The organism is Fructobacillus sp. ESL1096, assembly GCF_058511985.1.
The window spans coordinates 377194-390225 of record NZ_CP196400.1 but is presented as its reverse complement, the minus strand read 5'-3'; the positions used below and the strand labels follow the sequence as shown (position 1 = coordinate 390225).

The 13032-nt window shown below is 42.4% G+C and carries 12 protein-coding genes; all 12 read left to right on the top strand.

Translation table 11 applies throughout. The features are described 5' to 3' along the window. Positions 1–301: 301 nt before the first annotated feature. The gene (locus tag ACSYSR_RS01665; RefSeq protein ID WP_489816311.1) at positions 302–1510 is read left to right on the top strand and encodes a bifunctional folylpolyglutamate synthase/dihydrofolate synthase; all 1209 of its coding nucleotides are present in this window, start codon (positions 302–304) and stop codon (positions 1508–1510) included. Continuing rightward, the gene (locus ACSYSR_RS01660; RefSeq protein WP_252774270.1) at positions 1492–2892 is read left to right on the top strand and encodes an MFS transporter; all 1401 of its coding nucleotides are present in this window, start codon (positions 1492–1494) and stop codon (positions 2890–2892) included. Before ACSYSR_RS01665 ends, ACSYSR_RS01660 begins: the two co-directional genes overlap by 19 nt. Positions 2893–2960: 68 nt before the next feature. After that, positions 2961–3593: a JAB domain-containing protein gene (locus ACSYSR_RS01655; RefSeq protein WP_489816312.1), complete on the top strand. Its 633-nt coding sequence runs from the start codon at positions 2961–2963 to the stop codon at positions 3591–3593. A gap of 81 nt (positions 3594–3674) precedes the next feature. Continuing rightward, complete coding sequence (locus tag ACSYSR_RS01650; RefSeq protein WP_252774268.1) at positions 3675–4640, top strand: gluconeogenesis factor YvcK family protein; 966 nt, start codon at positions 3675–3677, stop codon at positions 4638–4640. A 1-nt stretch (position 4641) separates the two neighbouring features. Beyond that, positions 4642–5586: a DNA-binding protein WhiA gene (gene whiA, locus ACSYSR_RS01645; RefSeq protein ID WP_489816313.1), complete on the top strand. Its 945-nt coding sequence runs from the start codon at positions 4642–4644 to the stop codon at positions 5584–5586. 83 nt (positions 5587–5669) lie between these two features. Beyond that, positions 5670–6278: an ATP-dependent Clp protease proteolytic subunit gene (locus tag ACSYSR_RS01640; protein WP_252774266.1), complete on the top strand. Its 609-nt coding sequence runs from the start codon at positions 5670–5672 to the stop codon at positions 6276–6278. Positions 6279–6348: 70 nt separating this feature from the next. Beyond that, positions 6349–7344 (top strand): D-2-hydroxyacid dehydrogenase, encoded by a 996-nt coding sequence (locus ACSYSR_RS01635; protein WP_252774265.1) that lies wholly within the window; start codon positions 6349–6351, stop codon positions 7342–7344. A gap of 229 nt (positions 7345–7573) precedes the next feature. Beyond that, positions 7574–8569, top strand: a complete 996-nt coding sequence (locus ACSYSR_RS01630) for a D-2-hydroxyacid dehydrogenase (RefSeq protein ID WP_489816314.1) — start codon at positions 7574–7576, stop codon at positions 8567–8569. A gap of 272 nt (positions 8570–8841) precedes the next feature. Next, complete coding sequence (locus ACSYSR_RS01625; protein WP_252774263.1) at positions 8842–9996, top strand: PTS sugar transporter subunit IIC; 1155 nt, start codon at positions 8842–8844, stop codon at positions 9994–9996. Between the two features lie 240 nt (positions 9997–10236). Continuing rightward, complete coding sequence (locus ACSYSR_RS01620) at positions 10237–11556, top strand: APC family permease (RefSeq protein WP_489816315.1); 1320 nt, start codon at positions 10237–10239, stop codon at positions 11554–11556. A 140-nt stretch (positions 11557–11696) separates the two neighbouring features. Then, complete coding sequence (locus tag ACSYSR_RS01615) at positions 11697–12329, top strand: aggregation-promoting factor C-terminal-like domain-containing protein (protein ID WP_489816316.1); 633 nt, start codon at positions 11697–11699, stop codon at positions 12327–12329. 110 nt (positions 12330–12439) lie between these two features. Next, the gene (locus tag ACSYSR_RS01610) at positions 12440–13003 is read left to right on the top strand and encodes a YqeG family HAD IIIA-type phosphatase (protein WP_252774260.1); all 564 of its coding nucleotides are present in this window, start codon (positions 12440–12442) and stop codon (positions 13001–13003) included. Positions 13004–13032: the final 29 nt, after the last annotated feature.

Here is a 13032-nt window from a genome sequence, read left to right as displayed (position 1 = left end):
AACCCCGAAATTTTGACAAACAAATTTCGGGGTTTTCTATGACCAAATAATCAGAAAGAAGGAAAAATTACTAGTGATCATCTTTGGTGCAATCAGGATAGTGGTGCCAAACTGATTCTTCAAGAATACCAAACGCATGCAGAGCAAACAAAAAAGACTGACACTGATTGACTAGCAGGTGTTCGTCTTCAAGGCTATCCAATGAGATATCCTAATTTTGGGGTTCAAATCATAATCAAGCAGTTTTTTTGCCTTTATCTCGTTATAATGGATATTAGAACTATAGTTGGGAGAACCGTTAGTGCAGAGAATTGAAGAGGCCTTGGCCTATATTCATGGCCGGCCAAAAGCTGGTAAAAAAGATAGCTTCACCCGCTTAGAGGCCCTGATGACGGCTTTGGAGCATCCCGAAGATCATCTGCCGGAAACCATTCATATTACTGGCACGAATGGCAAGGGTTCAGTTGCAACCATGGTGACTGCTGTTGCTCAGGCAGCTGGTCTGCGTGTTGGAACTTTTACGTCGCCATTTATGACTGACTTTCGGGAACGGTTTCAAATCAATGGCGAACTAATCACACCGGCTGATTTGATTTTTTATACTGGTCAAGTTCAGAAAGCAACTAACCAAGTAGAGCAGGCATCTGCGGGTCAGCTGACACCAACTGAATTTGAAGTTGTGACGGCTATTATGTTCCTCTACTTTGCCGATCAAGACCTGGATTTGGCTGTAGTTGAAGTTGGGATTGGGGGCCGTTTTGATTCGACCAATATTTTAAAGACAACCAAGGTTGCCGTCATAACGACTGTGGCTTTGGATCACCAGGCAATGCTTGGTGACACCATCGCAGCCATCGCTGGTCAAAAAGCCGGAATTATCAAGCCGGGAGCAAAAACGGTGATTGGCCCAGGGGTCACAGCTGAAGCGAAAGAAGTGATTGAAGCTCAAGCCCAAGAGATGGGCAGTCCAGTATTGGTGGCGCAGGTTGGGCCTTTCCAGTCAGCTTTGCCGGGGAGCTTTCAAGCCGACAATACAGCGACCGCAGTGTTAGCACTGAAAACTTGGCGACCTGATTTGCAAGATGAAGTGATTCAAGCAGGCTTGAATCGGACTTTTTTGGCCGGACGCTTTGAACAAATTCAGCCAAAGATTTATTTAGATGGGGCCCATAACCAGGCTGGTATTCAGGCCTTGCATCGGTCAATTAAGGAAAATCTGGTAGGCCCTGTGACAGTTATTATTGGATCTTTGGCCGATAAAAATGTTGATTTAGCTTTCTTGGAACTTGAACAAGACCCGCAGATTACGTTGGCTTTGGTGACATTTGCTGGCGTTGCCGGCCGACCTGGCCTACAAAAAGACCAGATGAACTTAGCAAATCAGGACCTGATTTGGTATGATTCATTGGACCAGGCCTTCAGTGAAAATCTGCAGCAAACTGTTGTGATTACAGGTTCTTTGTATTTTATTAGTGATGTTAGGAGAAAATTATGCCAGAAAAAGTCTTAAGCCCACGACTAATCTTGAGTATTTTGGCGATTGCCTTACTTGGGTTTACGGATATTATGTTGGAAACAGCTTTGAACGTTTCCTTCCCAGCCCTGATGAAACAATTACATGTTGATTCAGCAACGGTCCAGTGGTTGACCTCCGGGGTGATTTTATTGACATCCATGATTGTCATTATGTCGCCTTGGCTCAAGGCCCGCTTTAGTAACCGATCTCAGTTTATGGTGGCCGGGGTTGTGTCATTGATTGGAATTTTCATTGATGCAACCTCTAACCAGTTTGGCCTCATTCTTTTTGGCCGCCTGTTGCAGGGAGTTGGTGCCGGTGTTGGTCTACCACTAATGAACAATGTGGTCTTTGAGCAGGTTCCTGATAACCGGCGGGGGACGATGATTGGTTTAGCCTCTTTAATTGTTTCCTTTTCGCCGGCTTTGGGCCCAGCCTTTGGTGGCTTCTTAACGGCCTATTACGGTTGGCACATGATTTTCTGGGTGGTTTTGCCAATCCAACTCTTTGCCCTAATCGTTGGTTGGTTCACCATTCAGCAAATTGATCCGCTGAAGAAAGCCCGCTTTGATTTGATTGGTTGGCTATTGTTATCTTGCTTCTTTGTTGGCGGTTTAATCACGGTTGACCGCTTGTCTGGTCATGGTCTTTTCAATATTTTGAGCTTGACGGCATTAGCAGTGATGTTAATTGGTATCTTCGGATATTATTTCTATGCTCAAAAAGAAGCGGAACCACTACTTTCACCAAAGATGTTTGCACTGCCAATGTTTCGCCAGGCGGTCTTAGCGGCCGTCTTAATTCAGGTTGTCAACTTAACCTTTAACTACGCAATTCCAATGGGGCTACAGTTAGTTTTGAAGCAAAGTTCAAGCGTTGCGGGTCTGTCTCTTTTCCCTGGTGCTATTGGTTTTGCCATTATGTCGATTATCTCTGGAAACTTGTATGATCGCTTTGGTCCTAAACTGCCGAATGCGATTGGTCTAGGATTCATTGTCCTCGGCATGGTATGGATTGTCTTGGTACCATTTACCGTTTGGTCGATGACGATTGCCTTTGTGATTACCCAGTTAGGTGGTGGTTTCTGGTTTGGAAACAATATGACCAATGCCATTTCACATCTCGACCGAGCATTTCATAGTGCTGGTAACTCGATTTTTTCAGCAGTTAACAATTACTCAGCCGCTGTTGGAATCGCCTTGGCTGCTTCGATTATTTCAATTTTCCAAAAGGGTGCAACGAATATGTCTGCAGCAACATTGAATGGTATTCAGTGGACTTATCGTTTTGATGTCATCCTAATTGCTTTGGCTGTTTATCTGTCGATGAAGGTCATGAAAGGTGCCGGTGATGGCCCAATGGTCATTAAGGATTAGAGCCGTTTTGCTTTTTTGATAATTTTAACCTGGTTTTTTCGTCTGATTGCTTGAAGGAGAATTGCAATATGATGAAAAATCAGGTTTTTAATTTTTACGAGGCTATTGGTGAGAACGGCCAAAAGAATAGTGAGATTTTTCAGCTGTATTTTCCTGAAAAATATCTTTTTTGGGAACTCGATTATGAGACAAAGACTGATTTTATCGCTGAAAATCCTGGACCGAACCGGGCGTTGTTAATTGCGATGCACTTAGGTGTGGCTTTTTTGTCGGAACGAAGACCAATCTTACTTTCTGCCCGACATTCCAACATGGTTGGCGCTTTTGCAAAGGAAAAGTTAGGCCCCTTAAAGCAAGAACAACTTTTTTTGGCCCTTTTGAATACACAATTAGACGTAATTGGTTGGGAAGTCGTCTTTGTCGGTACCCTGACTGAGGTGGCTGCTTCACCGCGCGAAATTTTTCAACGAGCCCTATTAGCCAATGCCTATGCCATTATCATTGCTCATAACCATCCGTCGGGGAACTTACGACCTTCAGTTCAAGACAAGCAATTTACTAAGCGACTATATCAGCTAGGGCAGGACTTAAGCTTGCCACTCCTTGATGCTTTTATTGTGACTAATGACGGCTATTGGTCGATGCAAGAAAACGGTCAATTGTTGGGAGGCGAAATTGATGAAACTACCGATTTTGTTTAGAAATTTCTGATTTTCCCTTTCATTACGAACCCATAAAAATGGTAAAATACTCTTAGTATAAGCACCAGAGAGGATCGAAAGATGACTGCAAAAATTGTGATGATTGGTGGGGGTTCGGGTTTGCCCGTGATTATTCGCCCATTAATCCAGCATGATGTTGATTTGACGGCAATTGTAACGGTTGCTGATGATGGTGGGTCTTCTGGCTTATTGCGTGATTATGTCAACATTATTCCACCTGGGGATATCCGCAATATCTTAGTCGCCATGTCATCCGGTGATCAGGAATTACTAGACCTTTTTCAGTATCGCTTTAAAACAAATGATGCTTTTTTGGCAAAACATGCAGTTGGCAACCTCTTGATTGCCGCTTTAACAGAAATGACTGGCGATATTTCGGTCGCTATTGCCCGTTTGGCTCATTACTTGAAAATTAAGGGTCATGTCTACCCTGTTGCGAAGCAGCCATTAATTTTACATGCTCAGACAAAAAATGGTCAGTTTTTGGAGGGCGAGGCTGCCATAACTGCTGCTCACCAGGCTTTAAATCATGTCTGGGTAGAGCCAAGCCAAGCAGAAAAAGAAATAGTAGCTTGTCCTGAGGCAATTGAAGCTATTCTAGCAGCTGATTTAATTGTCTTTGGGCCAGGATCACTCTTTACGTCAATTTTGCCTAACATTGTTGTTCCCGGGATTAAAGAGGCGTTGCAAGCGACCAGTGCTAAGCAGGTCTATATTGCTAATATTATGACCCAAAAAGGGGAAACGGATTCTTACACCGACGCTGAACATTTGGCTGTTCTCAACCGTCATTTAGGGCAAAATCTGGTTGATTTTGTTTTAACCAATAATCAAGAGGTGCCAGCAGATTTTGTTGACTACCAAAAGTGGGGTGAAATTTCAAAGCAAGTTGTCCAAGACCCGGACAAAATTCGACAAGAGGGTGCCCAAAGTATCTCCAAGGATTTTTTGGCTTTGCGTGATGCTGGTGCCTTTCATGATGGGGACAAAGTGGCCGACGTATTGGTTTCACTAACAAAGGAGTAAGATGTCTTACGCAGCAGAAGTGAAAAAAGAATTAACCGGTCGAATGGTTTCAGATGACGCTGCCAAGTCAGAATTAGCTGCCTTGTTGCAGATGAATGGTGTTTCGACTTTGGGGATGAACCAAGAAATCCGAGTTCAAACAGAAAATCCGGCGATTGCGCGCCGGATTTACACCTTGATTAAGCAAATTTACCCAACGGCGGTGGTGGAAGTTCAGGTTAATCAACGGGCTGCCCTATCGGATCGAAAAAAACTTTTGGTTGTTTTGCAAAGTCAGGTGGACCAAATTCTAAAAGAGCTTGGTGTGGATCCATTGGGGATTAACCAGGAGGTACCGGCCTGGCTATTGGACAGTTCAAAAAAGCAACAAGCTTTTTTGCGCGGGGCTTTTTTGGCTTCTGGGTCGGTTAACTCACCCGAGAAGGCGAATTACCATTTGGAAATCTACACTGGCCATGAAGAATTAGCTGAGCAGCTAGTGGCCTTGATGACAAATTTTACTCTTCAAGTCAAGGTAACCCCGCGGCATTCCGGTTACATTGTTTATATGAAGCGGGCTGAAAAAATTGTTGACTTTTTAAAACTAATTGGCGCGGTTCACACGATGCTGCATTTTGCTGATATTCGCATTGCCCGTGACACTCGCAATTCGGTTAATCGAATGAATAATGCCGACGTTGCCAATATGCAACGGACCGCTGTTGCTGCTAATAGTCAAGTTCAAGCTATCTTGATAATCCAAAAGGAGATTGGTGACTTGGATGAGTTGCCTGCCAAATTAGCTGATTTTGCCAGAGCCAGACTAGATCATCCTGATGGTTCATTGGCTGAAATTGGTGCTCTTCTGGAAATCTCAAAATCAGGAGCCAACCATCGCATGCGCAAGTTAGCGAAATTAGCTGATTTAATCCAATCTGGTGGGGATTTTGATTTAGATAATGTTTAATTTGAAATCGTTCGTTTTGATTTTAGTTTCTTGATAAAGTACGTTACAATAATATTTTAAGAACAGCAAAAAGGAGTATTGCTATGTGGCCAGGAGTAATAGAACAAACCGCAAATGGGCGTGAGTCATATGACTTGCCTTCCCGTTTATTGAAGGATCGCATTATTTTGGTTCAAGGTGAGGTTGAGGATAGTATGGCAACGTCAATTGTTGCCCAGCTACTTTTCTTGGAAGCTCAAGATCCTGAAAAGGAAATTGCAATGTACATCAACTCTCCAGGTGGGTCTGTGACCGCTGGTTTGTCGATTACAGATACGATGAACTTCATTAAGGCTCCGGTGACCACGATTGTCATGGGCTTGGCTGCTTCAATGGGAACAATCATTGCTGCATCCGGTGAAAAGGGACACCGTTTTATGTTGCCAAATGCTGAATACCTGATTCATCAACCAATGGGTGGGGCTGCCGGTGGTACCCAGCAAACCGACATGGCCATTATTGCTGACCAACTGACTAAGACTCGGAACAAGTTGAACAAAATCTTGGCTGATGGTTCTGGTAAAAGTCTGGCTGAAATTGCTCATGATACGGAACGCGACTTTTGGATGTCTGCTGAAGAGACTTTAGAATATGGTTTGATTGATGGAATCATGGAAAAGGCCGGTGAAAAGCCAATTACTTTGAAAAAATAAGTAATTTAACCAGATTTTTTGACTAATTTTAGTGTATAATATTGTTAGAAAGTTAATTTGGAGGACGAAAATGAAAGTTTTTGCTTATGGCATTCGTGATGATGAAAAGCCAGCTTTGGAAGATTGGGAAAAGAAAAACCCAGATGTAACGGTTGGTTACACTCAGGAATTATTGACGCCTGAAACTGCTCAATTGGCTAAGGGATCTGATTCAGCTGTTGTTTACCAACAGTTGGATTATACAAAGGAAACTTTGACGGCTTTGGCTGAAGTTGGAGTAAAGAACTTGTCTTTGCGTAACGTCGGCACTGACAACGTTGATTTCGATGCTGCCAAGGAATTGGGCTTCAACGTATCAAACGTGCCAGTTTATTCACCAAATGCTATCGCAGAGCACTCAATGATTCAGTTGTCTCGTTTGCTTCGTCGTACAAAGCCAATGGATGCAAAGGTTGCTAAGCATGATTTGCGCTGGGCACCAACTATTGGTCGTGAAATGCGGATGCAAACTGTTGGTGTTATCGGTACTGGTAACATTGGTCGTAAGGCAATTAATATCCTGAAGGGCTTCGGTGCTAAGGTAATTGCTTACGATAAGTTCCCTAATAAGGAATTACAAGAAGAAGGATTGTACGTTGATTCATTGGATGACTTGTATGCACAAGCCGATGCCATTTCATTGTATGTTCCTGGTGTTCCTGAAAACCATCACTTGATCAACAAGGATAGCATCGCTAAGATGAAGGACGGCGTTGTCTTGGTTAACGTTTCTCGTGGAAACTTGATGGATATCGATGCCGTTATCGACGGTTTGAACTCAGGTAAGGTTTCTGACTTTGCCATGGATGTTTATGAAAACGAAGTTGGCTTGTTCAACGAAGACTGGTCAGGTAAGGAATTCCCTGATCCAAAGATTGCGGACTTGATTGCTCGTGATAATGTCTTGGTTACGCCACACATCGCCTTTTATACTACTAAGGCTGTCGATGAAATGGTTCACCAATCATTTGATGCTGCTGTTGCTTTTGCTAAGGGTGAAACACCAGCGATCGCTGTTAAGTTTTAATCGATTTATAAGAAGCTAGGACTAGTTGTTCCTAGCTTTTTTTCTTTGCTGGTTGCTTTAGTTAATTAAAAAATTAATAGAAGCGATTAGTTATTCATCTTAAGTTTCTATTGGTAAGCGGTGTTAAGAAAAAAATTACGATTTTATAATTGGACAATTTAATTGACCTTTTAATCAAAAGAGCGTATTATACTTTTAGCGATAAATAACTCGATTAATGGAGGTCGAAATGAAAGTTTTTGCTTATGGAGTTCGTGATGACGAAGTACCGGCTTTGAAAAGCTGGCAAGAAGAAAATCCCACTGTTGAGGTTGATTACACGAATGAAGTCTTGACCGCTGATACAGTTGCTTTAGCTAAGGGAGCCACTTCTGTTGTCACTTTACAGCTCGACCCTTATGGGGCAGATGTCTTAGAAGGATTGGCTGATTTGGGTATCAAGAACCTGTCCTTACGCAATGTTGGAACGGAAACAATTGATTTTGTAGCGGCCAAGCATTTAGGCTTTAACCTTTCAAACGTTCCCATTTATTCACCAAATGCCATTGCAGAACACGCGATGATTCAATTGTCTCGTTTGCTGCGCCGGACGAAGCCAATGGATGCAAAGGTTGCTAAGCATGATTTGCGTTGGGCACCAACTATTGGTCGTGAAATGCGGATGCAAACTGTTGGTGTTATCGGTACTGGTAACATTGGTCGTAAGGCAATTAATATCTTGAAGGGCTTCGGCTCTAAGGTAATTGCTTACGATAAGTTCCCTAATAAGGAATTACAAGAAGAAGGATTGTACGTTGATACTTTGGATGAACTTTTTGCTCAAGCCGATGCCATTTCATTACACGTACCAGGTGTTCCTGAAAACGTTCACTTAGTTGATGAGGAAAGCCTTGCGAAGATGAAGGATGGCGTTGTGATCGTCAATACATCACGGGGAAACTTAATCGATACAGATGCTGCGATTGCTGCTTTGGACTCTGGTAAGATTTCTGCTTTGGCCTTGGATGTCTACGAGGGGGAGGTAGGTATCTTTGAGCATGATTGGTCGCATGAAAAGCTACCTGATGCAAAGTTGGCTGACTTGATCGCTCGTGACAATGTTTTAATCACGCCACACGTTGCCTTTTATACAACAAAGGCAATACACGAGATGATTTACCAATCAATGAATGCTGCATTAGCCTTTGCTAATGATGAAAAACCAGACAACGCGTTAGAATATTAATGATTTTAGCTAAAACCAGGAATGGTTTTAGCTTTTTTGATATAAAAAAACAATAAATTACGAACTATAATAATCTAGTTATGAATTTCACGTTAAGTTTTAGTGATTTATAAGTGAAATAATAATGATTATAAACAAGTGGAAGTCTATTAAATTAGGACAACCAGCACAAAAATATCTGTAATGGACTTCACAATTTAAAAAAGACCTGTTATACTATTTTATGCAATATAAAAACTTCACAATTATGAGACGTGAAGCGGAGGAAAAATATGACAACAGCAGAACAATTTTCCGGTAAAACGCCATTGGGCGTGAAGGATTTTTTCTTTAAGGTTCTTTCCGGATCCGCGCAAGGAATTTTAATTGGTGTGTTACCATCAGCCGTGATGAAGTACATCATTCAATTTTCCGGTTTGGGTAAAACAACTCTTGGGGCTGATTACTCAGCCATTTTGACACTTTTTACATCAATGATTCCATTCCTAATCGGAATGGCTGTGGCGATGAACTTCAAGATGAAGGCGCTTGACACGGGTGTTGTGGCACTGGCGACAGTTGCTGCTTCCAACTCAATCCAATGGGCAATGGTTAAAGCTGGCACGGTACATCCCGTTTCTGGTAAGACATTAGCTGTTCCAACCCGGCTCTTTGTTGCTAACGGCGCCGGTGATGTGATCAATGCGATGTTGGTAGCTGGTTTAGCCGTTTTGGCTATTTGGCTAGTTGACCGATATTTAGCTGGCTTTGGCTCAGTAGCGATTATCTTGTCACCAATTATCGTTGCTGGTGGCGTTGGCTTGTTTGGAAAGGTGATTGCGCCTTATGTCGCTCGCATTACGACTTGGATTGGGGATATGGTGGAAGTCTTCACTAAGTTAGCCCCATTACCAATGGCAATCTTGATTGGAATGGCTTTCGCTGTCATTATCATCACACCAATTTCAACGGTTGGAATTGCCTTGGCCATTAATTTGCATGGGATGGCTTCTGGTGCGGCAGCCATGGGTGTCGTTGCGACAACGATTGTCTTACTTTTGAATTCATGGAAGGTGAATAAGAAGGGAACAACGGTTGCTATCTTCTTGGGAGCGATGAAGGGCATGATGCCGTCAATCTTTAAGAAGCCTGTGATGATTTTGTCCTTCATGTTTGCTGGTGCATTATCAAGTATCGCAGTGGCAATCTTTAATATCCAAGGAACGCCAACAACGGCTGGTTTCGGTTATATTGGTTTGGTTTCACCATTGCAGTCAATGATTAAGGATGCTGCTGTACCAAGTTCAGTCATGAATAACTTTATTTCACCAATTGTTGCTCTATTGGCCTGGGTAGTTATTCCTGTCGTGGTTGGTTTGTTAACTCAATTTATTTTCGTCAAGGTTTTGCACCTCTTCGAACCAGCAGACTTGAAGCAAGAACTTTAAAATTAGCATGAAATTGGACCGCAAGGTCCTTTTTTTCTTGCCTTTTAGATGGTGCTTCGTTAGAATATTATGGTATCTTTTTTCAATTTTGATAAATATAAAGCAATGAAATTTGATAAAAAGTCGATAATGTTCGTATTTTTCATTATATAAAATTGATTATGAGGAAATATAGTTATAATGTCCGAAGATATGCTAGAATAGTAATGTTTGATTTTCGTCTAAATTGGAGGGCCACTAATGGCAGAAGAAGAAAAGTTGAACAGAGGATTTGGCCTCTGGTCATCGTTAGCATTAGTTATCGGAACCATTATTGGTTCTGGAATTTTCTTTAAGCAGGGATCCGTCCTGCAAACAGCAGGAGACACAAATACTGCCCTTTGGGCTTGGTTGGCGGGAGGAATTCTAACCTTGACTGCCGGCATGACGGTAGCCGAGGTCGGTTCACAAATGGCAGAAACTGGTGGCATTTACTCTTATTTGACCCACCTATATGGCAAAACAATCGGCTATTTGGCTGGTTGGATGCAGGTGATTTTCTATGGCCCAGCGATGATGGGGGCAATTTCTGCTTACTTTGGCGTTTTATTTGTTTCTCTCTTTGGTTTAAAAAGTATGTGGTCATTCCCTGTCGGAATGGTGGTTCTCGCTTTGGTTGGTTTGTTAAACTCGATTCCAAATCATTTTTCCGCTGGCTTCCAGGTCTTAACAACTGTGATTAAGATGTTGCCGATTGTCGCCTTGATTATTTTTGGCCTTTTCTTTGGTAAGCATGATGCATTGGGCCAAATGGTAACAACCATGTCGCATTCAAGTGCCGGTGGTTTTGGGGTTGCCGTTTTGGCTACTCTTTTTGCCTATGATGGCTGGGTGACGTTAGCAAATATTTCTGGTGAAATCAGAAACCCGCAAAAGGTTTTGCCAAGGGCAATCATTACTGGCATCTTGATTGTAATTGTTGCTTATATGGGCATTTCTTATGGGGCTTATCGGTCATTAACTGCTAATGAAATTGTTTCTCTTGGTGAAAATACCACATTGAAGATGGCTACGAATGCCTTTGGTTACTGGGGTGGCCGTGTCCTTTCAGTCGCTGTTTTAGTTTCATTGATTGGTACTTTAAACGGGAAAGTGGTCTCGTTTCCACGGATTTTGTATGTAATGGCAAAAAAAGGAGACTTTCCTTTCGCTAAAACTTTTGCTAAAATCAACCACAAGTCCAAGACGCCGAATGCCGCAATTTGGTTAATGGTTGCCATCGCCTACCTGATGATGGCCTTGACAGACCCTGATCAATTATCGGATTACGCGATCTTTGTGACTTTCTTGTTCTATATTTTGGTCTTTATTGGTGCCTTTAAGTTGCGTCGACAAGATCCAAATGGGCTAAAAAGAACTTTCTCAATGCCGTTGTACCCAGTTATCCCCATTGTGGCTATCTTGGGTTCACTTTACGTTGAGATTTCTGAAATTATTAACGATTTGCATGGAATCGGAATTTCGGTTATCATAGTTCTAGCTGGTTTGCCACTTTACTGGTGGCTAAATCGAAAGAAATGACACTTAGATAAACGCAAATTTCTCGACATCGAGTATTTCTTATACAAAACGTACTGTGTTTGTATATTTTCCTAACGAACGTTACGGAAGCGTTGTCTGTTTTAATATTCTTGTAATATTGATTGGGGAAAATAATAACCATGATGTTTAATAAAGTTTTACTTACAAGTATGGCCGTAGCCGGTTTAGCACTGACTGCCGCCAACACACAATTTAATAAAGGAAAATCAACCTCTGACCAAGCGGTCAAGGTGACTGACTCAGTCAACACCAAGAAGGTTTCTACTGCCGTTTCATCTGTTGATAATCTCAAGAGCTTGGAAAATACAGCAGCTAGCCAGACTGTTGCTTCATCTGATGATGACACTGCCAGTGCATCTGATGATACATCCAACAGTCAAAGCCAAGTGACTTCGTTGTCTACAACGACAACTCAGGCAGCGCAAGCTACGCCTGTGGCCACTTCAACTGCTGCCCAAACTTCATCAACAAGCACGGCAGCTGCAACAACAACAGCAAGCACGTCGACCTCGGCCTCTGGGGACATTAACTGGTTGATTTCTCGTGAATCAGGCGGAAACGTGAATGCACAAAACGGACAATTCTATGGTATTGGACAATTGTCTCCTGCGGCTTATGCAACTTATGTGCCTGGCCAAAATTACCAAGGTAATTATGCCGTCCAATTACAGGCTATGCAGGCTTATATTGCTGCCCGTTATGGTTCTGTTGCCAATGCTATTAGCCATTTTCAAAGCAATGGTTGGTACTAAACTTTAAAAATCAGAAGACAGAGGGGCCCCGTTAAGGGGTCCTTTTTTGATCGAAGAAAGGTCTAATCGTGTATAATAGGAACTGAGGAAATAAAAAAAGGAAGACAAATATGCCCCTTAATTTTTTAAAGCCCACCTACACGGTTAAGTCCGTTTATAACTTATCGGTGGCGGAGTTAAAGAGCCAAGGCGTAAAAGCCGTATTAACAGACTTAGATAATACGTTGCTGGCTTGGAATAACCCCAATGGGACACCAGAATTGCATGCTTGGTTAAAAGAAATCAAAGCAGCTGGGATTGAGGTTGTTGTCGTTTCCAATAATACCTGGGAGCGAGTCGAGCAAGCCGTTTCTGGTTTGGATGTTGACTATGTTGCCTGGTCTTTGAAGCCGATGCCGCGTGGTATTTTAAAGGTGCTCAAAAAGCAGGGATTGCAAAAAGAAGCTGTGTTGATGGTTGGTGATCAGATGCTAACCGACGTTTGGGCAGCTCACTTAGCTGGTGTTAAATCTGTTTTGGTCAAGCAATTGGTCGAATCAGACATGTGGCAAACTTGGCTCAACCGGTCACTTGAAAAGCTAGCTAAAAAGCTGATTTATAATCGAAAGCACCCACTAATCTGGCATGCAACTTTCAAGGAAGCTGTTTCTGCTAGGGAAAATGATAAAAATTAATGACAGAAAAAGAATTTGAGCAAGAACAA